Origin of the sequence: Natrinema pellirubrum DSM 15624, from assembly GCF_000230735.2 — an archaeon.
Classification (GTDB): domain Archaea; phylum Halobacteriota; class Halobacteria; order Halobacteriales; family Natrialbaceae; genus Natrinema; species Natrinema pellirubrum.
Map to the genome: position 1 here is coordinate 3226662 of NC_019962.1, position 20634 is coordinate 3247295.

The 20634-nt window shown below is 67.5% G+C and carries 24 protein-coding genes; 10 read left to right on the plus strand and 14 right to left on the minus strand.

Going from position 1 to position 20634, the window contains the following annotated elements; genetic code table 11:
- The first annotated feature begins 6 nt into the window (after window positions 1-6).
- Window positions 7-609 (plus strand): poly-gamma-glutamate hydrolase family protein, encoded by a 603-nt coding sequence (locus NATPE_RS15585; RefSeq protein WP_006182548.1) that lies wholly within the window; start codon window positions 7-9, stop codon window positions 607-609.
- A gap of 15 nt (window positions 610-624) precedes the next feature.
- On the opposite strand, the gene NATPE_RS15590 is transcribed toward NATPE_RS15585, so the two are convergent.
- Window positions 625-1572, minus strand: a complete 948-nt coding sequence (locus NATPE_RS15590) for a phosphorylase family protein (protein WP_006182549.1) — start codon at window positions 1570-1572, stop codon at window positions 625-627.
- A 79-nt stretch (window positions 1573-1651) separates the two neighbouring features.
- Here NATPE_RS15590 and NATPE_RS15595 point away from each other — a divergent pair, with 79 nt between their 5' ends.
- Both NATPE_RS15595 and NATPE_RS15600 read left to right on the plus strand, forming a co-directional pair.
- Window positions 1652-2224 (plus strand): SprT family zinc-dependent metalloprotease, encoded by a 573-nt coding sequence (locus NATPE_RS15595; protein ID WP_006182550.1) that lies wholly within the window; start codon window positions 1652-1654, stop codon window positions 2222-2224.
- A gap of 75 nt (window positions 2225-2299) precedes the next feature.
- Window positions 2300-2833 (plus strand): hypothetical protein, encoded by a 534-nt coding sequence (locus NATPE_RS15600; RefSeq protein WP_015299194.1) that lies wholly within the window; start codon window positions 2300-2302, stop codon window positions 2831-2833.
- A gap of 3 nt (window positions 2834-2836) precedes the next feature.
- Here the strand turns inward: NATPE_RS15600 and NATPE_RS15605 are convergent, their stop codons facing one another.
- Window positions 2837-3508 (minus strand): HAD family hydrolase, encoded by a 672-nt coding sequence (locus NATPE_RS15605; protein WP_006182552.1) that lies wholly within the window; start codon window positions 3506-3508, stop codon window positions 2837-2839.
- Between the two features lie 309 nt (window positions 3509-3817).
- Here NATPE_RS15605 and NATPE_RS15610 point away from each other — a divergent pair, with 309 nt between their 5' ends.
- Window positions 3818-4672 carry an HFX_2341 family transcriptional regulator domain-containing protein gene (locus tag NATPE_RS15610; protein ID WP_006182553.1) on the plus strand — a complete coding sequence of 285 codons (855 nt, stop codon included), beginning with the start codon at window positions 3818-3820 and terminating at the stop codon, window positions 4670-4672.
- Between the two features lie 35 nt (window positions 4673-4707).
- Here the strand turns inward: NATPE_RS15610 and NATPE_RS15615 are convergent, their stop codons facing one another.
- On the minus strand, window positions 4708-5310 hold the full coding sequence (locus NATPE_RS15615) for a hypothetical protein (RefSeq protein ID WP_006182554.1): 603 nt from the start codon (window positions 5308-5310) through the stop codon (window positions 4708-4710).
- A 211-nt stretch (window positions 5311-5521) separates the two neighbouring features.
- Here NATPE_RS15615 and NATPE_RS15620 point away from each other — a divergent pair, with 211 nt between their 5' ends.
- The gene (locus NATPE_RS15620; protein WP_006182555.1) at window positions 5522-6727 is read left to right on the plus strand and encodes a 3-dehydroquinate synthase II; all 1206 of its coding nucleotides are present in this window, start codon (window positions 5522-5524) and stop codon (window positions 6725-6727) included.
- Between the two features lie 216 nt (window positions 6728-6943).
- Window positions 6944-8191, plus strand: a complete 1248-nt coding sequence (locus NATPE_RS15625) for an NADH dehydrogenase (protein ID WP_006182556.1) — start codon at window positions 6944-6946, stop codon at window positions 8189-8191.
- A 2-nt stretch (window positions 8192-8193) separates the two neighbouring features.
- On the opposite strand, the gene NATPE_RS22785 is transcribed toward NATPE_RS15625, so the two are convergent.
- The 4 genes from NATPE_RS22785 to NATPE_RS15640 form a co-directional block, all read right to left on the minus strand.
- Window positions 8194-8355, minus strand: a complete 162-nt coding sequence (locus NATPE_RS22785) for a DUF7331 family protein (RefSeq protein ID WP_015299195.1) — start codon at window positions 8353-8355, stop codon at window positions 8194-8196.
- 140 nt (window positions 8356-8495) lie between these two features.
- The gene (locus tag NATPE_RS15630) at window positions 8496-8930 is read right to left on the minus strand and encodes a zinc ribbon domain-containing protein (RefSeq protein WP_006182557.1); all 435 of its coding nucleotides are present in this window, start codon (window positions 8928-8930) and stop codon (window positions 8496-8498) included.
- Window positions 8931-8985: 55 nt separating this feature from the next.
- Window positions 8986-9666 (minus strand): type I 3-dehydroquinate dehydratase, encoded by a 681-nt coding sequence (locus NATPE_RS15635; RefSeq protein ID WP_006182558.1) that lies wholly within the window; start codon window positions 9664-9666, stop codon window positions 8986-8988.
- Window positions 9667-9727: 61 nt separating this feature from the next.
- Window positions 9728-10708 (minus strand): transcription initiation factor IIB, encoded by a 981-nt coding sequence (locus NATPE_RS15640; protein WP_006182559.1) that lies wholly within the window; start codon window positions 10706-10708, stop codon window positions 9728-9730.
- A 215-nt stretch (window positions 10709-10923) separates the two neighbouring features.
- Here NATPE_RS15640 and yjjX point away from each other — a divergent pair, with 215 nt between their 5' ends.
- The 3 genes from yjjX to NATPE_RS15655 all read left to right on the plus strand — a co-directional run bounded on the left by yjjX (window position 10924) and on the right by NATPE_RS15655 (window position 12674).
- The gene (gene yjjX, locus NATPE_RS15645) at window positions 10924-11448 is read left to right on the plus strand and encodes an inosine/xanthosine triphosphatase (RefSeq protein ID WP_006182560.1); all 525 of its coding nucleotides are present in this window, start codon (window positions 10924-10926) and stop codon (window positions 11446-11448) included.
- Window positions 11449-11692: 244 nt separating this feature from the next.
- A complete protein-coding gene (locus tag NATPE_RS15650) occupies window positions 11693-11914 on the plus strand; it encodes a DUF7123 family protein (protein WP_006182561.1) in 222 nt (73 codons plus the stop codon).
- A 103-nt stretch (window positions 11915-12017) separates the two neighbouring features.
- Window positions 12018-12674, plus strand: coding sequence for an HAD family hydrolase (locus NATPE_RS15655; protein ID WP_006182562.1), 657 nt, complete (start codon window positions 12018-12020; stop codon window positions 12672-12674).
- Between the two features lie 17 nt (window positions 12675-12691).
- Here NATPE_RS15655 and NATPE_RS15660 read toward each other — a convergent pair whose 3' ends face one another.
- The 5 genes from NATPE_RS15660 to pyk form a co-directional block, all read right to left on the minus strand.
- On the minus strand, window positions 12692-13321 hold the full coding sequence (locus tag NATPE_RS15660; protein ID WP_006182563.1) for a winged helix-turn-helix transcriptional regulator: 630 nt from the start codon (window positions 13319-13321) through the stop codon (window positions 12692-12694).
- 116 nt (window positions 13322-13437) lie between these two features.
- Window positions 13438-14622, minus strand: coding sequence for an SPFH domain-containing protein (locus tag NATPE_RS15665; RefSeq protein WP_006182564.1), 1185 nt, complete (start codon window positions 14620-14622; stop codon window positions 13438-13440).
- 71 nt (window positions 14623-14693) lie between these two features.
- Window positions 14694-15338 (minus strand): NfeD family protein, encoded by a 645-nt coding sequence (locus NATPE_RS15670; RefSeq protein ID WP_015299197.1) that lies wholly within the window; start codon window positions 15336-15338, stop codon window positions 14694-14696.
- 103 nt (window positions 15339-15441) lie between these two features.
- Complete coding sequence (locus NATPE_RS15675) at window positions 15442-15831, minus strand: DUF7312 domain-containing protein (RefSeq protein ID WP_006182566.1); 390 nt, start codon at window positions 15829-15831, stop codon at window positions 15442-15444.
- Between the two features lie 128 nt (window positions 15832-15959).
- On the minus strand, window positions 15960-17717 hold the full coding sequence (gene pyk, locus NATPE_RS15680; protein ID WP_006182567.1) for a pyruvate kinase: 1758 nt from the start codon (window positions 17715-17717) through the stop codon (window positions 15960-15962).
- 131 nt (window positions 17718-17848) lie between these two features.
- Here pyk and NATPE_RS15685 point away from each other — a divergent pair, with 131 nt between their 5' ends.
- Window positions 17849-18136 (plus strand): GYD domain-containing protein, encoded by a 288-nt coding sequence (locus NATPE_RS15685; RefSeq protein ID WP_006182568.1) that lies wholly within the window; start codon window positions 17849-17851, stop codon window positions 18134-18136.
- A gap of 99 nt (window positions 18137-18235) precedes the next feature.
- On the opposite strand, the gene NATPE_RS22395 is transcribed toward NATPE_RS15685, so the two are convergent.
- A complete protein-coding gene (locus tag NATPE_RS22395; RefSeq protein WP_015299198.1) occupies window positions 18236-18406 on the minus strand; it encodes a hypothetical protein in 171 nt (56 codons plus the stop codon).
- Window positions 18407-18527: 121 nt separating this feature from the next.
- Window positions 18528-20624: a methionine--tRNA ligase gene (gene metG / locus NATPE_RS15690; RefSeq protein ID WP_006182569.1), complete on the minus strand. Its 2097-nt coding sequence runs from the start codon at window positions 20622-20624 to the stop codon at window positions 18528-18530.
- Between the last annotated feature and the right edge of the window lie 10 nt (window positions 20625-20634).

Genomic DNA, 20634 nt, shown 5'->3' on the forward strand with positions numbered 1-20634 from the left:
GCGTCCGTGTCGGATCCGACGCTCACGACGCGGCCCGTCGCGCGGACCGCGACGGGACACTGTACGGAACTGCTGTACGACGACGGCGCGAACGACGACGTGTTGATCTGTGCGGCCCACGGTGGCGGGGTCGAACCGGGGACCGGCGAGCAGGCTCTCGAACTCGCGACCCGGCTGTCCGACGCCAGTTGCTGGGCCTGCCTCGGCTACGACGAAGAGGATGCGTTCGCGGCGTGGCATCCGCCCTCGTCGGCCATCGACCCCGCCGACTACCCCCTGTTGTCGGCGATCGCCGACCGCGGCTTCGAGACCGTCATCAGCCTCCACGGGCTCGCCGACGATCGGGTCGTCGTCGGCGGCGGGGTCGACGCCCCTGTCAAGCGACGCGTGTGCCACCGCCTCGAGCCCGCGGTCTCTCCCCCCGTCGAGGCGGCGTCGGACGGCCCCTACGCCGGCGTCAGTCCGGCCAACTTCGTCAACTGGCTCGCCGATGGGGACCGGGGCGGGCTCCAGTTGGAGCAGGGGCCCGCGGTCCGCGACGGCGAGCGCGAGGCGGTCGTCGCCGCGCTCGAGGCCCTCGTCGAAGACGGCGGCTGCCGACCGGTCTGAGTCGGGCGTGTCGCGTCAGCTGTCGAGTCCGAGCGGGTCCGCGGCGACGAGGTCGTCGACGACCGCACCGGCGGCGCGGGCGGCGTTGTCGATCGCCAACTCGCGGCTCGCATCGGTGCCATCGAAGCTCTCGGCGGCCGACTGACCGGGTGCCGGCCGGTCGTAGTTGGCCACCGCCCGCACGCTCAGGTAGCGCTCGAGCCGGTCGAACCGCTCGAGGGCCGTTGCCGTCGCTGCATCCTCCATCTGGGTCGCGAGGAACGGAGCGACGCCATATGCCTCACAGAGCCACGCGACCTCGCGGGCCCGCTCGCGACCGTGCCAGAACTCGTCGCCGCAGACGCTGGTCCCCGTCTCGACGGTCGGGCCTGCCGCCGGCGCGTCGGGATACTGCCGCTGGGACGCCCGGACGGCGTCGTCAGACCGCAGGTCGACGCTCGCGGCGACCGACTGCGCGCGCTCGACGAGTCGGGGCTCGAGGCGGTGGACGTAGTCGCGGGGCCGATACGCGAGGAGATCGATCCGATCGGCCGGGTCGTCGTCCGCGGGACTCGCGTCGGCGTCTCCGCGGTCCCAGCGGTGTTTACGGTCCCAGTCGACGATCGCGTCGGCGACGACGACCGAACCGAGCGCGGTCCGGTCCGGCGGGCCGCCGGCGATCCCCGTCGAGACGACGTAGGCCGACGAGAGGTCGACGCCGGGGGCCGCAAGCAGGGCGGTGACGGTCGTCGCGGCGTCGCTCTTGCCGATCCCGGTCGTCGTGACGGCGACGCCGTCCTCGGCCACGTACAGCGGCGTGTCCGTCCCGGGGACCGCGACGGCGTCGGTGATCGCGGCGCGCTCGAGCCACGGACGGCGTTCGGTAAGCGGCGGGTCGGCGACCGCCGGGATCACGAGCGCGGACGGTCGGACAGGTGCGTCGGGGTCGGGGATACGGGGCGTCGGGAGATCGCGGTCGCTCATCGGGTTCGACTCGGGACCGGCGGCGCAAGTATCCCGCCGTTCCGGAAGGATTTCGGCCTCGCCGTTCCTCGGTCGGTCCGTGACGGACGACGCCGACCACACCCTCGCCGACGAGATCCTCGCCCGCGCGCGGATCCACGCCCGCGAGGTCGTCGCCGAACACGACCTGCCGGTCGACCTCGAGGCACTCGAGTGGGCGGTCTCGACGCGGGCCAAACGGCGGGCGGGTGCGTGTCGATGGGACGCCGAGACCGAAACGGCGACGATCGTACTGGCGCGGCGGGCCTACGAGGCCTACGAGTGGCCCGCCTTCGCGGGAATCGTCAGACACGAACTCGTCCACGCCTGGGAGTTCCAGGCGTTCGGCGAGTCGGGTCACGGGTCGCGGTTTCGCGAGCGGGCCGCCGCGCTCGAGGCGCCACGGCACTGCGAGGAGTTCGCCGACCCGCGCTACGTCCTGCGGTGTCTCGAGCCGGAGTGTGACTGGCACGCGAAGCGCCACCGGGCGTCGAAGCCGGTCAAATCGCCCGACGGCTACCGCTGTGGGGCCTGCGGTGGGTCCTACGAGGTCGAACACGTCGACAGCGGCCGGACGTGGACGACCGCCGGCGGCTACGGCGGCGCGAAAGCGGCGCTGAGCGAGGAGTGGTAGGCGGGCCGCTCGAGCGGGGAACCGAACCGGTGCGAGCGCGGAAGGCTTATTCGACTCACACTACCTGTTTCGAGTATGGGAATACTCGATCTCATGCTGGGCAGTCCGGGCGAGGGCGAACAGGGCGTCGCGGCCAAGTCGTACACGCTGCCGAAAGAGACCCACGAGTTCGTCTACCCCGTCGCGGTCCGGCGCGCGGAGGTCGAGGCCTTCGCGGAGCTACTTGCGGCCGAGGCCGACGCCCCGGCGCTCGAGGGCGGCACCGAGGACGTCCAGGCGGTTCTCGACGGGATGATCGAAGAGGGCGCGGTCGACGCCGAAGAACTGACCGAACGGATGCAGGGGCCCCGCGGCGAGGTCGAGCCCGTGATCGAGGACTGGCAGGCGCGTCTCGAGGGCGACATCGGCGTAGTCTACGCCCGGCCGGGCACCTACGAGAACCTGCTGGCGTTCGTGAAGTTCTGTAAGCGCCGCGACGACGATACGAGCGACGAGTTCACGGTTCCGGAGAACTTCGCCGACGCGGCCGCCCTGCTCAAGCGCCTCGAGACGGGGACCGACACCCAGTACCGGGCCGTGATCCATACCGACCTCCTGCCCGACGAGTAGCGATCAGACGATCGTGTCGAAGGCCTCGAGCGACGCGAGTTCGTAGGTCGGCTCGTGATCGCGCGGACCGTCGGCGTCGGTCGCCAACCACGCCGAGTCCAGCCCCATCGCGTTGGCTCCGGCGATATCGGCATGGAGGGAGTCGCCGACGTGGATCGCCGCGTCCGGCCCGACCTCGAGTTCGGCCAGCGCGTGTTCGAAGGGGGCCGCGTGCGGTTTCGGGTGGATCCCAGCACTTGGCTCCGTGAAGACACGGACGTCGAACGCGTCCGCAATGTCCAGCGCCCGCAGTTTCTGCGTTTGTGTCTCCCGACCGCCGTTCGTAATAAGTCCGACCCGCCCCCGGTCGCGGGCGGACTCGAGGGCTGCCTTCGCGCCCGGGCGGAACTCGACGGCGGTCGGATCCCGCGCCGCGAGGTACTCGGCGGCGAGTCGCGGGGCGACGGCGGTGTCGACGCCCGCTCGCGTCGCCACTTCGGTAAAGAGGTTGTCGTAGAACTCACGGTCGGTCTCGGCGGTCGGCAGGACCGGGACCGCAGCGCGCAGGTCCGCCGGCGTACAGAACGGCTCGCGGCCGGCCCGGTGGAAAGTCGACTCGAGCAGGGCCTCGGCGTCTTGGGTCGAGGTACAGAGGGTGTGATCGAGATCGAAACAGATCGCGTCGTAGGCGGCCATTCGAGTACGTATAGGGGCGAGGGCGTTCTGAACGTTTCGCCGACTAGACGCTCGAGTCGCGATCGAAAACGGTGGTACCGCCAACAGCCTGAAAGCCCCGACCGGGCTCGCGGGCTGCGACTCGCTGTGCGCTTCGCTCACTCCGTTCGCTCCAGTGCTTCCGTCGTCTCGCCTCGCGACCCCGGTCGCCCCTTTCAGTCCCACCCGGACGGTGGGATGGTCGGGCTGCCGAAACTCGCCGGGTTCGGGGTCGACTCGAGCCCACCGTCGATCCGCAGCAGTTATTTTTACTGACGAGTCCCACTCCGTATGGATGTCGTCAAGCGAGTCCACGTCGTCCCGCTGGGCTACGAGTTCGATCGGATCCTCGAGCCGATCCGGGACCAGCGGGCGGATTTGGTCTACCTGCTCGAGGACGAGGGGGCCGGTGGGCGGCGAGCAAGCGGGGCGGACCGCGGCGTCGAGGAGCGAAACGCGACGGCGACGGCCGACTATCACGAGGAACTCCGCGCGGAACTCGAGTCCATCGTCCCCGAGGTCCGGACCAGGGAGTGTGACCTGACGGACGTCTACGCCGTCCTCGGGGACGTGACGACGATCGCGGACGTCCACGCCGAGGACCAGGTGTACGTCAACGTCTCCGGCGCGGGGACGATCCCGGCGATCGGCGCGACCATCGCGTGTATGGATGTCTCGACGGACGCTCACGCCTACTACGTCGAGCCCGCCGAGTACGCCCACGACGGAACGACCGAGCCGGTCTCGTTCGGCCTCGACGAAATCGAAGAGGTTCCGACCTACCCCATCGAATCGCCGACCCGCGACCAGGTCGCGATCATGGAGTTCCTCGCCGAGCCGAGCGCGTGGGAGGGGTTTCACGACGACCGGACCGCTCCGCCGAAGAAGAAAGACCTCATCGAGTACGCGCGGGATCGGGACCTCGCGTTCATGGCCGATCGGCGCTCGCCCGACGAGCGGGCCGGCGAGGACAAGGGTGCCTTCCGCGTCCTCGACAGTCACGTCCTCGAGCCCCTCTCGGAGGACGGCTACGTCACGATCGAGTCGGTCGGCCGCCGCCGTGTCGTCGAACTAACCGAGCGCGGCGAGAACGCCTACCGGGCGTTCCGGCACAAGCTCATGGACGAGGGCGGCGACCGACGGTAGTCAGAGAGGGAGCATCAGCGGGGGTCGGGGGCGGTTCAGTTCTCGTCGGTCTCGCCGTCGTCCTCGTGAACGAGCGCGTACAGCCGCGGCCCCAGCCGGGCGAACGCGAGGTCGGCCTCGAGGCGCTCGACGTGGGCCCGTAGCGCCGCCGGTTCGAGTCCCGGGTGTTCGTAGTCGGTGCTGGGGTCGAGATGCCAGCGCGCGCGAGCGAGGAGGACGGGCGCGGCGTCAGCGAGGCGCGAACCCGGGAGTTCGGGGCCAGCGTTGCGGTCGCGTTCGACGGCGGTCAGGACCTCTCGGGCCACGAGGAGCGCGCGACGCAGCGAGCGGGTCGCGTCGGCGTCGGCGGGCGACCCGAGATGCGACGCCAGCAGTTCGTCGGCGGCGACGACCCGCTCGGGGTCGACATCGAACGCGGCGGCGATCTCCGCGCGATCGGGTTCGCCGGCGTCAGTCCGGCGGGCGGCGAGTCGAACCGCACCGAGGACGGCGGCGGTCCGATCGTACGCCAGCGTCGCCAGTTCGCCGGCGTGGTCGAACGCCGCACGGGCGACCGCGGCGGCAGGCTCCACCTCGAGTCGGCGGGCGGCGCAGTCGATCGACGGTGCGGCTTCGGCCTCGAGGTGTCGCTGACCCATACTCGAACGCTCTCCCGGACATGTATTATCAGCTATCCTGAAAGTATCGTTACTATCGTTACTATCGCAGGTGTCGAGGTAATTGGTACGAAACAGAATATCATCACGGCGAATCGATCGCGAGCGGTCGAGTCGGCGGGGAATCACCGACCGAACCGACGTCCCTGCCCGATCCGCCACGTTCAAGCCGGTTCCCTTCGAGAGTCGATTCATGACGCGAGCTGTCTGGGTGAAAGCCGACGATGCCGTCGGCGACTGGGACGACCGCCGGGCGCGGATCACCGCCGCGCTCGAGGCGGGTGCAGACTGGGTACTGGTCGACGAGGACGACGTGGAGCGCGTCCGCGAACTCGGCGAGATCAACGTCGCGGCGTTTCGGACCGACGGGGACGTGACGCTGGTCGACGACATCGATGACGCCGAAGCCGACGACGGCGATACGGACGACTCGGCCGCATCGCAGGCGGACGCGATCGTCGTCGGCAAGAACGGCGAGGGCGACGCGACGATCGACCTGCCGGAGGACTTTGCGGGCTCGGCCGACCTCTCGACGTTGCGCCGGGACGGCGACTTCCAGCGGGGCGCGTACGTCCGCATCCTCGGCAAGGAGTACGAACGGTTCGCCGAGACCGCCGCCGAGGAAGCCGACCACACCATCGTCGTCGGCGAGGACTGGACGATCATCCCCCTCGAGAACCTGATCGCCCGGATCGGCGAGGAGACGAACCTGATCGCGGGCGTTACGAGCGCCGAGGAGGCCAAGACGGCCTTCGAGACGCTCGAGATCGGCTCCGACGCCGTCCTGCTGGATTCGGACGATCCCGACGAGATCCGCGAGACCGTCGAGGTCCGCGACGAGGCCGCCCGTGAGAGCCTCGATCTGACCACCGCCGAAGTCCTCGAGGTCGAACGCGCCGGCAGCGCGGACCGTGTCTGTATCGATACCGGCAGCCTGCTCGAACACGACGAGGGGATGCTCGTCGGCTCGATGAGCCGCGGCTTGGTCTTCGTCCACGCCGAGACGGCCGAATCGCCCTACGTCGCCTCACGGCCGTTCCGTGTCAACGCCGGCGCGGTCCACGCCTACGTTCGCACGCCGGACGGCGGAACGAAGTACCTCTCGGAACTGCAAAGCGGCGACGAGGTCCAGGTCGTCGACACCGACGGCAACACCCGCGAGGCCATCGTCGGCCGGGTCAAGATCGAACAGCGGCCGATGTTCCGGATCGCCCTCGAGACCGCCGAGGGTGACCGCGTCGAGACCCTGCTCCAGAACGCCGAGACGATCAAGGTCGCCGCCGACGAAGGCCGCAAGGCAGTGACCGACCTCGAGGCCGGCGACGAGATCCTGCTGTACTACGAGGACACGGCCCGACACTTCGGCGAGGCCGTCGAGGAGAGTATCATCGAAAAATAGCGGGTTTCCTCGACCCGTCGGTTCGCCCCCATAGTTAATTGGCAACAGAGGACACGAACGATGTCGCGGCGGATCGAACGCCGCCGATCGACCCACGGAAACCCGGACTGTCATCGGACCTGATATCGACTCGGCCGCTAACGGATCGTTTTTCGATCGCGTCACGGAAACGGTATACACTATCTATGGTAGCTGGCACCACACCAATAACACGCTATGAGCGTCACTCGAGAGAAAGTCAGTGCGGTCGAACCGCCGGCGTTCGCGGTGACGCTGCGAAACGCCGGACTGGCGGGGGCCGGCGGTGCCGGGTTCCCGACCTACGCCAAGTGGGACCGGCTCGAGGAGGTCGACTCACTGCTGGTCAACCACCAGGAGAGCGAGCCCAACTACTACATGGACAAGTGGCTGGGTCGCGAGCGGGCCGACGAACTGGCGGCGCTGTTCGACGGCCTGCTCGATCGAGCGTTCGATCGGATCGTCGTCGCCGCCAAGCGGACCGACCGCGAGGCGTGGCTGGGCGACCTCGAGGCGGCGACCGAGGCGACGGTCTACGAGCCCGGTGACCTGCCGATCGACGGGACCGAAACCGGGGTCGTGATCGCATACACCGCCGACAAATACGAATTCGGGATGGAGACAGTCCTCATGCGGATCGTTGCGGGCGTCGTCATGGCGGGCGACGAACTGCCCATGGATCACGGCTGGATCGTCCAGAACACCGAAACGCTGGCGAACGTCGCTCGAGCGCTGGTCGACGGCGAGCCGGTAACCGAGAAGTTCGTCCACGTCGACGGCCGCGTCCCCACCCACCGGTTCCTCAAAGTCCCGATCGGGACGCCCGCGACCGACCTCCTCGAGGCCGCGGGGCGATCCGACGATCTGGGGGCGAACGAGGTCATCCTCGACGGCGGCCCCGGTTGGTGTTTCGAGATCGAGCGCCCGCCGGAGGAGTTCGGCGTCCGAAAGCGGACGAACTGTCTGCTCGTCATGGCGGACTCGGTCGTCGAGGAGAACCGCCTCGGGAGCGGCGGCCGGATCAACGTCCTCGCGTCGGCGGCCTGGTCGGAATCGAGCCACGAGACGGCCCCGACGGCCCGGCTCGAGCCGGAACGCGTCGTCGTTCCGTTGCTGACGAACCCCGCCTTCGAGGGCGTGGTGACACCCAGCGAGCCGATCGTTCGGGCCGGCGACGAGGTCGAAACGGGCGAGCTGATCGCCCGTCCGGGCGAAGGGATCAGCACGGCCCAGCACGCCCCGATCGACGGCACGGTCACCGCCGTCGCGGATCGGTCCGTGACGATCGAGCGCGACGACCCGTCGGCGGCCGGAACGACCGGCGCGGAGCCGGCCGATCCACACCGGATCTACTGGTCTTGGTGTCGCGAGTGCGGCCGGTACCTTCCGGAGCCACAGCTCGAGGCGGTCAGCCCCACGGAGTTCGTCTGTAGCCAGTGCCGGTGACGCTATCGAACGCAGGGGCGAACGACCGTCGATCGAACCCACGCCGCGGGGTTCCGTCGATCGACGATGACCCGCCCGTTGCCGTCCCGGTAGCTCGTGTATCGCTCGTTTTCGAAGTCGACCGTCTCGCTGCCGTCGAGACGTCGTGTTCCGTCAGTGTGCATTCGAAGCTCTCGCCGGCCCACGGGACCGGCGTTGATGGCCGGGGTATCCGACGCGGAGACAAAAGGGCTCCGTGGAAGTACTACTAGCGTGGTTATATGCCGCCGACAGCGTCGGTCGGATCGGTCCGAACGAGGGGGCGTCAGGAGTGGGTCGGCTCTTCGTCGGCGGCGGGCTCGAGCCGGGTCGTACACCAGTGACAGAACTCGAGATCCTCGTCGACTTCCTTCCCGCATTCGGGACAGGTCGCGCCGTCCCCGCCGGTATCGCTGCCCGGCGGGAACCCGAGTGCGCGGAAGGTCGCGTCGATCGCGGCGAAGAGGCCGATAAACGAGAGCAGGAACTGGGTCATCGCGTCGGTCTCCTCGGCCATGATGTCCGCGTACGCGTTGATATCGCCGACGCTCGTCATCGGCCCAGCGGCGGTGAGCTGTTCGATCGGCAGGAAGATCGCACTCGCCGAGATGAAGAGGCCGGCGAAGACGGCGGCGCGAAGCCAGTCCCGGATCACGAGATGGCCCGCACCCGGCAGGAGTATCGAGAGGCCGGCCGCGAGAAGCGCACGGAACCATGTCATTGTGTGTTGGGGTCGTAGGGGACCCCGACCCTTAACATTCCGATTTCGCTCGTTTTCACTCGAGCCGACCGACCAGCTCCGCGAGCGTCTCGAGGTCGTACTGCCCGGGCGCAGTCGCCTCTGCGGGATCGACGGGCGCATAGCCGATCTTCGACCCATAGACCGGCGCGACGGCACGCGTGTGGCTCCCGACCTCGCCCATCGCCATCGTCGCGACGGCGTCGCCGTGGGTGGTCAGTTGCTCGGTCGCCGACAGCAGCGCCAGGGTGTCCGCCGTCGACTCCGCGGTCACTGCCAGCTTCGCGACGTCGGCGTACTTGCCCGCTTCGGTCAGCGTCCGTACCATCTCCGTGCGGGGTGGCGTCCCCTCGAAATCGTGGGCCGAGGCGACGATCGAGACGTCGCGGTCGCGGGCCGTCTCGAGCAGTCCCTCGGCCCCGCCCTCGAGGATCGACGCGAGTTCGACGTCGATCGCGTCGACGCCCGCGAGCGCGGTCGCTTCGGCAAGCGCCTCGAGTCGGTCCTCGTCGGTTCCGTCCCACTCGCCGCCCTCCCACGCGGCGCGGTTGGTCGCGAGGATCGGGAGGTCGCCGTCGTAGGCCTCGAGGGCGGTGAGGGGGTCGTCGGCCAGATCCATCCGGAACTCGATCGCGTCGGCGTGGTCGCGGGCCGCGGGCTCGTCGGCGAGGTCGGCCGTCGACGCCGCGAGAACGAACGAATCGAATCGAAGACTCATTGCTACGCAGTGCGGACGAGAGCGGGGAAAACGGTATCGTTTCGGCGAACGTCGCCGCGAGTTAGGCCAGGCCGATCGTCTCCTCGGCCTCGAGGAGTTCGTGGTAGCGGTTCCGAATCGTGACTTCGGAGATGTCGGCGACATCGGAGACGGCGGCCTGCGTGGTCTTCTCGTTGGTCAGGAGTGCGGCGGCATAGACCGCTGCCGCGGCGAGGCCGACCGGCGACTTGCCGCTGTGGACGCCCTTCTCCTTGGCGTTCTGGAGCAGGCTCCGCGCGCGGTGTTCGGCCTCGTCGGAGAGTTCCAGGCCGGAAGCAAAGCGGGGCACGTAGCTCTCGGGGTCGGCCGGCTGGACCTCGAGACCGAGTTCCCGAACCACGTAGCGGTAGGTGCGTGCGATCTCGTTTTTCTCGACGCGGGAGACGTCGGCGATCTCGTCGAGACTTCGGGGGACGCCGGCCTGCCGGGCGGCGGCGTAGACACAAGCCGTCGAGACGCCCTCGATCGAGCGACCGGGGAGCAGGTCCTCGTCGAGTGCGCGCCGGTAGATGACCGACGCCGTCTCGCGGACGTTCGTCGGGAGGCCGAGTGCAGAGGCCATGCGGTCGATCTCGCCGAGGGCCTGTTTCAGGTTGCGCTCCTTGGAGTCTCGAGTTCGGAAGCGCTCGTTCCACTTGCGCAGGCGCTGCATCTTCTCGCGCTGGCGCGAGCCAAGCGAGTTGCCGTAGGCGTCCTTGTTGCGCCAGTCGATGTTCGTCGAGAGCCCCTTGTCGTGCATCGTGTTCGTCGTGGGCGCACCCACGCGGGACTTCTCGTTCTTCTCGGCGGCGTCGAACGCGCGCCACTCGGGACCGCGGTCGACGGAGTCCTCCTCGACGACCAGTCCACAGTCCTCACAGACCGTTTCGCCGTGTTCGTCGTCGACGACGAGATTGCCCGCACACTCCGGACAGACGAGATCCTCCTCTTCCGTTTCGGTTTCCGTTTCGTTCGTTTCGGGTTCGCTACGTCGTACTCTCGTGTTCGATGGTGCGTTAGTCATATCGCGAATGCTCCCGGCCGAACCGATCGTAAAAGCCCGGGCGGAGTCGTTACCTCCCACGTTCAGACACTCGAGGGTTAAGGGTTTCGAAATCCCAACCGCACATCCCTCGAAAACGGGTAATTCGGGCAAAAGAGCATGATAGATAGGCGGAGTAAAACTGCGAACGCGAGCAGAAACACAGCCCCCAAATCGGCCCCGCTCGAACGGCCGATATGGAAATCGCAGTCGGGAGTACGAACCCGGTCAAGATCGACGCGGTCGAACGGATCATCGAGCGAGACGAGGCGACCGTCCGCGCGGTCGCCGTCGACTCCGGCGTGAGCGAACAGCCCCGGTCGGTCGCGGAGACGGTCTCGGGTGCGGAGAACCGAGCCCGGCGGGCGCTCGAGGCGACCGGGGCCGACTACGGCGTCGGCCTCGAGGGCGGGGTCGCGCGACTCGAGGGAACCCCGGGCCTCTCGCTGATCATGTGGGGTGCAGTCACCGACGGCGATCGATTGGAACGCGGTGCCGGTCCGACGATCCGCCTTCCGGACGACGTCGCGGCGCGACTCGAGGACGGCCGGGAGTTGGGGCCGGTGATGGACGAACTGCTCGGCACCGAGGGACTCGCCGAAGGGGCGGGAGCGGTCGGCGTCTTCACGGATCGGCTCACCGACCGGACGGCGGCGCTCGGGCAGGCGGTTGCATGTTCGTTTGGCCCGTTCCTAACGAACTATTACGACACCGACAGCTGACCGTCACCGGCACCGACTCGCCGGTTGTACGGCCCGACAGCCGGACGATTCCGCCGATCGGAAACGGACACGTACAGATGATAGTCGCCATCAAATATATATTAACCGCGCGTACCAACGAAAGCTTTCGACGGCAGTATACATCGATTACCGGCCACAAAAATCGCAGGACGGCGGCGGGTTAACTGCACGTACCAAACCCCCTAAGGGTGTTCCTGCCATCCGATCGGGTATGAGCACTGCAATGGCCCCCGACCTCACGAGCAAACAGCGCCGGATTCTGGAGTACCTTCGGAACAACGCGGCGACGAAGACGTACTTCAAATCCCGCCTGATCGGCCAAGAACTCGGGATGACGGCCAAGGAGGTCGGCTCGAACATTACAGCGCTCCAAGAGGGCGACTACGACGTCGAGATCGAGAAGTGGGGGTACTCCTCGAGTACCACCTGGAAGGTCGACATCTGAGACGGAACCGACCCAGGGGCTCATTTCGCTGCCGTTTGTCGATCGTTTCACGAGCCCCGCGGCTGCCGAACCCTCTTTTCGCTCGCTCCCCTAGCAGCGCCGAATGACGACGGTACTGTTCGACATGGACGGGATCGTTCTCGAGGGACCGCGCACCGACCCGCAGGTATACGCCGACGCCGCTGACGCGGCCGTAGCCGATCTCGAGATCGATCCATCGCCGGCACAGCGCGAGGACTTCAGGCGACACGACGCCGAGCGGATCAGGACCCACTGCGAGGAGTTGGGGGTCGATCCCGACCGTTTCTGGGAGTTGAAAGAGCGCTACGCCTCACAGGGCACCCACGACCGGCTCCGTGCGGGCGAGCGGGAGATCTACGACGACGTCGCGACGATACGCGACCTCGCCGACCGGACGACGGTGGGGCTCGTAACTAACAACCGCCACGAAACCGCCGAATTCGTCGCCGACTACGTCGGGATCGACTTCGACGCCGTCCGGGGGCGAGATCCCACCTTCGAAGGCTACGAGCGGCGCAAACCCGATTCCTACTACATCGAGGACGCGCTGGCGACCCTCGGCGTCGCAGACGGTGTCTACGTCGGCGACTCCCACAAAGACGTCGCCGCGGGGCAGGCAGCGGGCCTCGAGACGGTCTACGTGCGACGCGATCACAACCGCGATCACGAACGACCGCCGAACGCGACCGTCGAACTCGAGGGACTGACGGGGCTCCCGGCGGCGCTCGAGTCGCTGTAACCGGGGAGGAAGCCGTATTACCCGGATGAAGAACCGTGGTAGGACAGATAGCCGTCGGCGTTTCGAGCCAGCGTCCGCGCCCGATCGCCGAAGGAGTCGGCGTGTCGAACCACCAGCACCAGCACCGTCTCGGGTCGTTCGACGGCGTAGCCGTCCGCCCGCGAGAGCAGGCCCGCCTCCTCGAGTTCGCCGGCGTACTTGCTGACCGTCGGCGCGGAGACCTCGAGCGCGTCCGCAAGATCGGCGGCCGTCGCCGACGGGGTCAAGAGGAGTTCGATCAGCATGCCACGTGGGGTCTCCCGCCGGAGGTAGCCGAGCGCCCGCTTTTCGAACTCGTCGAACCGGCCGGCGGTGACATAGCGCTTGTAGTCGCCGTCGCGGTAGCGTTCGATCGCGCCGGCGTCCTCGAGTCGGCGGAGGTGGTGTTGGGTCTCGCCGGTCCCCAGCTGGAGGTCGTCGCGGATCTTCGAGAAGTGGGCACCGGGCGTCGTCGAGAGATAGCCCGCGATCGCGTCGCGCGCGTCGCTTTCGCCCGTTTCAGCCGCCGCTGTGTCGGCGCGACCGACGAGCGGGGAGGCGGCACCGAGGGCAGCGAATCGGCGCAGGGTCGCTCGTTTCTCGTCGTCGACCCCGTCGGGCTTCGTCATGTCTATCTACGGTCCACAACGGTTCGACCCGTAAAACAGGTTTCGCTCCGTCCTGTTTTCCGATAGTGACCGGTTACTGGACGGCTGCGTCGGCAAAAGAACGCGGGGCGGGCCGATCAGTCGCTGGTAGAGGGGTCGTCGCCGGCCTCGTCGCTCGGCACGCCGGTCCCACCGTCGGTCTGGCCCTGGAAGTCCTGATCCATCTGTTCGATGACCTCGTCGGGATCCGAGATGTCCGCCGTGTCCTGGCCTTCCTTGATCGCCTGGGCCTCCTGTTCCATCGCCTCGACGTCCATCTCGGCCTCCTGGTCGATCTCGCCGATGATCTCGGCGATGTCATCCAGGCCGATCAGTTCGCGCGTCTCGTCGTCGAACTCGCGGCTCTCGAGTTCCTGGCCGTCCCCTTCGACGTCGCTACCCGAGAGATGCTTGCCGTAGCGCCCGACCAGCGAGGTGAGTTCCTGGGGCATGACGAACGTCGTCGACTCGCCCTGGCCGATCTCGCCGAGCGTCTCCATCCCTTTGTCGATGATGGCGCGCTCGCCCATCGATTCGGCCGAGCGGGCTCGCAGCACGGTCGAAATGGAGTCACCCTGTGCCTCCAGGATCTGGCTCTGCTTTTCACCCTGGGCGCGGATGATCTCGCTCTGTTTGTCACCTTCGGCCTTCTCGACGGCACTGCGGCGTTCACCCTGTGCCTCAAGGATCATAGCACGGCGTTTCCGTTCGGCGGAGGTCTGTTGCTCCATCGCGCGCTGGACGTCCTTCGAGGGGTTGACCTCGCGGACCTCGACAGATTCGACGCGGATCCCCCACTCGTCGGTGGGTTCGTCGAGTTCCTGGCGGATGCGGGCGTTGATCTCCTGGCGCTTGTTCAGCGTGTCGTCGAGTTCCATGTCACCCAGCACGGCACGCAGCGTCGTCTGGGCGAGATTCGAGACGGCTCGTTTGTAGTCGTCGACCTGCAGGAACGCCTTCTTGGCGTCCATCACCTTGATGTAGACGACGGCGTCGGCGGTCACGGGCGAGTTGTCGCGCGTGATCGCTTCCTGCCGGGGCACGTCCAGCGTCTGGGTTCGCATGTCGAACGCGTACGTGTTCGAGACGAACGGCGGGACGAAGTTGATCCCCGGCTCGAGCAGTTTGCGGTACTCACCGAAGACGGTTAGTGTGCGTTTCTCGTAGGCGTCGACGATCTCGATCGCGCTCAGCAGCGCGGCGATCACGAGGACGAGCAAGAGGGCTCCGACGAGTAGCAGGGCACCACCGAGGGCCTGCATCGGTATGAGTTGGACCACCATATCCCCGACTTACGGCGGTGGGGGGAAAAGCGTTCCCTTGTTTTGTCGACACTTCCGACCTCGAGCGCGGATCACTGCTCGGTCTCGGTCTCCGTTTCGGGGTCGGCCTCGGTGGGGTCGGTCGCGGCGTCACCGTCGGACGGCTTGCCGTCGGTCTCCGTGTCGGCCACTGAGGCGGCATCGGCTTCAGCGGCCGCCTCGGTCTCGGCCTGGTCGCGTGCGAGCGCGCGGTCGATCTCGTCCTCGCCGATCGCATCGAGGGACTCGACGGTCAGGACGTTCCCGCCGCCGGGGTCGATGACGATGATTTCCGAGCCCTCCTCGATCCGTCCGTCGGTGGTCCGAGCGCTGTAGTAGGGAGCGAAGCCGCCTTCCTCGAGTTTGACCTCGCCGCTGCGGGTCGTGACCGTCTCGGTGACGTAGCCCGTCACGCCGGCCAACGAGTCCGAGTCGGTCGTCCTGCCGGAGCCTTTCCCGCCGTAGAAGTCGAACTCGCGGTAGACGTAGGCGGCCGCGGCGCCGATGAGCAGCGTCAACACGGCCAACACAAGGACGTTCGCGAAGGGCGGGAACAACACGCCGATCAGCCCGGCACCGACGAGCGCGACGCCGATGACGATGAGATGTGCGCCGGGAGACACCGCCTCGAGGACCATCAACACGAGTCCCGCGACTAGGAGCAAAAGCGGCACGTTCCCCGCGAGGGATTCCACCATATCCGGGGCTAAGGTCTCGCCCCGATTAAATGTTTACTGCGATCTTCGAGTGATTTTATCGCTCCGGCCACGACCTCGCGCTCCCGCCGGCGGCGAGCCCGCCTCACCCGAGCGGAATCATCACGAGACGAACGAGGACCAACACCATCGCGATCGCCCCCAACAGGACGAACAACGCGCTTTCCAGTTCCGGCTCCCCGGGCTCAATGGGCGTCTCGTTCGGCTCCGGCGCGTACTCGTCCTCATCGTCGTCCCCGTCGGCCGCGTCATCGCTCGAGTCCGAGAGATCAAGCGGGATGCGCTCGTCGTCGCGCTCCTCCCAAAATGAATCGCCTCGTTCCGTGTCGGCGTTCCGGTCGGCGACGCCCCAGTCGTCCCCGTCCGCCCCGGACCGGTCCGCATCGACCGCGGCGTCCGTATCGGGATCCGCGGCCGACGGATCGGGCCGGCCGTCGTCGGTGTCGTCTCGCGTGCCGGACGGTTCGTCTGCCATGGCTGATCGTAACGGATCCGCCGTCAAAAACCCGTGGTCCGAACGCGGCGGACGGCCCGTCGTACGTCACCTCCGGTCCAACCCCGATGTCCTGCAGTTACACGGGGAAATCGGTCCAACAGTCGGTCTCAGGGGCGCTCGGGACGGCCCCCGATGTCGCCGCCGTAGACGACGCCGCGTTCCGCGTCGACGGTGACCGTCTCGCCGGCCGACAGCGTCTCGACGTCCGCGTCGCTGATCATCGGCACGCCCAGTTCGCGCGCGATCATCGCCGGATAACCGGTCATCCCCCGCTGGGCGTTGACGATCCCGCCGATTCGATCCGTCTCGCTCGAGAATTCCGCGTCGAAGTCGGCCGACAGCGCAAGGATCGCTCCCTCGGGGACTCCCGAGAGATCGCCGTCGGTGGCGTGAACGATCGGCCCGGTCGCCCGGCCCTCGACGACCACCTGGCCGGTCGTCAGGGCGTCGGCCGCGACGTGGACCTTCAGCATGTTCGTCGTGTTCGCCCCCTCGAGTTCGGTCATCATGCCACAGAGGACGACGACGGTGTCCCCGCTTTCGGCGATGCCGGCGTCTAACGCGGCCTGAACGGCCTTCTCGACGACGGCGTCGGCACCCTGATCCGAGACGGAGGCATACAGCGGCGTCACGCCCCAGGTCAGCGCGAGCTGGCGACGCACCGCCTGACTCGGCGTCGAGGCGACGACGGGTACGCCCGGGCGGTACTTCGCCGTCTTGAGTGCGGTGTAGCCGGACTCGGTCGCGGCGACGACCGCGTCCGCGTCGATATCCCGGGCCAGAAAGCGGGCCGAACGAGCCAGCGCGTCCGTCCGCGCCTCGCCCGCGGCCGGGACCCGCTGCTCGAACAGTTCGGCGTGTTCCACGGAGCCCTCGACTTCGCGGACGATGCTGTCCATCGCGTCGACGACGGCGACAGGGTGGTCACCGATCGCGGTCTCGGCCGACAGCATGACCGCGTCGGTGCCGTCGAGGACGGCGTTGGCGACGTCGGAGGCCTCCGCACGGGTGGGCCGGCGAGCCGTCACCATCGAGTCGAGCATCTCCGTCGCCGTGATGACCGGTCGCCCCGCCTCGCGGCACTTCCGGATGATCCGCTTTTGGATCATCGGGACGTCCTCCATCGGACACTCGACGCCGAGGTCGCCGCGGGCGACCATCACGCCGTAGGCGGCGTCGATGATCTCGTCCAAGTTTTCGACCGCGCCCGCTCGCTCGATCTTCGCGATGACCGGAATGTCAGCGCCGGCCGCCTCGAGTACCTCGTCGACCTCGTAGACGTCGTCGGCGTCCCGGACGAAACTCGCGGCGACGAAGTCGACCTCCTTTTCGGCGGCCAGCTCGAGATCCCGCCGATCAGACTCGGTAACGACGTCGAGACCGAGTTCGACGCCGGGGACGTTGACCCCCTTGCGGCCGCCGAGGTCGCCGCCGGTATCGACGCGGGCGCGGACGCCCTCGCCCTCGGTTTCGAGGACCGTCGTCTCGATCAACCCGTCGTCGAGCAGGATCCGATCGCCGGGCTCAACGGCGTCGATCGACAGCGAGAGCCCGACGGTCTCCGGCGTCGCCGTCCCGCCCTCGACGAAGCGGATCTCCGAGCCCGTCTCGAGCGTCACTGTCTCCCCCTCGGGCAGGGGCGCGGTCCGGATCTCGGGGCCCTGCATGTCGAGCATGACCGCGACGGGCTCGGTGCGCTCCTCGTCGACCGCGCGGACCCGGTCGATCAATGCGGCGCGGTCCTCGCGGCTTCCGTGGCTCGCGTTCAGCCGTGCGACCGACATCCCCGCCTCGGCCAACTCCCGGATCGTTTCCCGGTCGTTCGACGCCGGTCCCAGCGTACAGACGATCTTCGCGTTTCTCATGTCGGGGGCTAACGCCAGGTGGCGTAAAAACCGGTCGCTTACTCGCCCTCGAGTACCAGTTCGGGCCGCCGGTTGCGGTCCCGTCGCCTGCCACGCCAACCGTTTTCCGCGGATCGACCCTCCGAGTTCCCATGCCGACCTACGCCACCCTCGTCGACCTCGCCGATCGCGACGTCCAGAACGCACAGGAACTCGCGACGATCTGGGGCGAGATCCGGACGGAGTTCGAGGGACACGACACCGAGTTGCTCGACTCCTACGCCGCGCTCGGCGAACACGACTTCCTGATCACCTTCGAGGCGGGCGACCGCGAGGCGGCGTTCAAGTCCGCGTTGACGCTGCACCGCCACGGCCTCGAGGGAAAGACGATGCCGATCGTCGATACCGACGACTTCTCCGACATCGTCGACGAGGTCTGACGCCACGAACTGGCGGCGGCGACGCTCCCGGACGTCACCCCCGCGTGGCGACGAACGCCGGTCCGCCGCACCGCCTCAAGCGGTGGGACCGGAGAGCGGTCACCAGAGGCCGGCGAGGTTGCCAAGCGCCATGAGCGAAAACAGCAAGAGGGCGATCACGACGAGCGCCCTGGCTTCCGCCGATCCGCAAGCGGCGGGAAGTCCCGCGAGCCAGTTCGATCCCACGTCTCGACCGACGACCCCTCGAGCGCGCCCGTCACTCTGTGACATATGAGAACGTATTTCATCTAGCCACATAGCTGTATTTGAGGCGGGTTGACAGATAGTCCCGTGGCGGGGTGTCGAACGGCCGGTACACGACCGCCCAATCTCCCGTTCCCGACCGAGTCGCTTACTTGATCTTCTCGCCGACGGCGGCGTCGCCGTGGGTCGTCAGCAGGTCGGCCTCCTCGCCCGCGGCGAGGATCATCCCGTTGGACTCGACGCCGAACAGTTCGGCTTTCTCCATGTTCGCGAGCAGGACGCACTTCTCGCCCGGCAGTTCCTCGAGGTCGTGTAGTTGCTTGATCCCCGCGACGATCTGTCGCGTCTCGAAGCCGATGTCGACCTCGAGGCGCGCGAGGTCGTCCGCGTCCTCGATCCCCTCGGCGGATTCGATCCGGCCGACCCGGACGTCCAGTTCCTGGAAGTCCTCGAACCCGATCCGCTCGTCCGCGAGCGGCTCGAGATCATCGGTGTCACTCATACCGTCGGCTTCCGTGTCGGTGCTTTCGTCGCTTTCGGTTTCCGCGTCGTCATCGTCCGAGGCGGCCGCGACGCGTTCCTCGAGCTTTTCGGTCAGCTCGTCGACGCGGTCGTCCTCGATCTTCTCGAAGAGTTCGCCGGGTTCGTCGAAGTCCCGTGGTGGAGCCTCGAGCGCATCCTCGAGATGTGCGTCGGCGATATCGCCGTCCTCGCCGATCTGTGCCCAGAGGGCCTGGGCCTTGTCGGGGGTGATCGGCTCGAGCAGGACGGCGACGGCCTTGGCGATCTGGACGCAGTCGCGGATGACCTGCGTCGCCTCCTCGCTTTCGGCGTCGAGCTTCCAGGGCTCGTTGCGCTGGATGTACTCGTTGCCGAACTGCGCGAGTTCGGTCGCCGCTCCGCCGACCCCGCGCATGGAGTAGTCGTTGACGTTTGCGCGCACGTCGCCGATCGCGTCCTGGATACGCTTGCGGACTTCCTCGGAGACGTCCGTGTCCGGCGTCCCCTCGTAGTTGCGGTAGGCAAAGAGCAGCGAGCGGTACCAGAAGTTGCCGATGGTCCCGACGAGTTCGCCGTTGACCGTCTCCTGGAAGGCGTCCCAGGAGAAGTCGACGTCCTGCTGGAGCCCGCCGGTCGTCGTCAGATAGTACCGCAGCAGATCGGGGTGGAACCCTTCCTCGAGGTACTCCTTGGCCCAGATCGCCCGGTTGCGACTCGTCGAGAGCCCCTTGCCGTTGATCGTGATGAAGCCGGTCGCGGCGATCCCGCGGGGCTTGTTGTAACCCGCGCCCTCGAGCATGGCCGGCCAGAAGATCGCGTGGTGCTGGATGATGTCCCGGCCGATCACGTGCATGATCTCACCGTCGCCCTTCCAGACCTGCTCCCAGTCGAACGCGTCTTTGCCGACGCGCTCGGAGTACTGCTTCGAACTCGAGATGTACTCGATCGGCGCGTCGACCCAGACGTAGAGGACGAGGTCGTCCTCACCACCCGCATCGTCGTCTGGATAGTCGATCCCCCAGTCCATATCCCGCGTGATACACCAGTCCTGCAGGCCGTCTTCGATCCACTGCCGGGGCTGGTTGCGGGCGTTCGAGGTGCCCTCGAGGCCGTCGAGGAACTCGGTGAGGAACTCGGAGAACTCCGAGACCTCGAAGAACTTGTGGGTGCGCTCGCGGTACTCCGCGGGGTTGCCCGTGATCGTACTGGTCGGGTCCTCGACCTCGCCGGGCTCTAAGTGGCGCTGACAGCCCTCGTCGCACTCGTCGCCGCGGGCCTTCGCACCGCAGTAGGGACAGGTGCCCTCGACGTAGCGGTCGGGGAGGTACTGGTCGGCGTCGGGATCGTAGGCGACCTGGATCTCCTTCTCGTAGATGTAGCCCTCGTCGTCCAGCGTCCGGACGATCTCCTGGGTCGTCTCGACGTTGGTCTCGTCGTGGGTGTGGCCGTAGTTGTCGAACTCGACGTTGAACTGCGGGAACGTCTCCTTGTACTGCTCGTGCCAGTCGAGGGCGAAGTCCTCGGGGTCGACGCCCTGTTGCTCGGCGTTGACCGCGACCGGCGTGCCGTGCATGTCCGAGCCGCAGACGTAGGCCGTCTCCTGTCCCAGCGTCTCGAGCGCGCGGGAAAAGGCGTCCGCGCCGATATACCCCCGCAGGTGACCGATGTGAAGGTCCCCGTTCGCGTAGGGGAGCCCACAGGTCACGACGGCGGGTTCGTCCGTCGGAAAGTCCTCGTGGCTCATGGTCGTCACG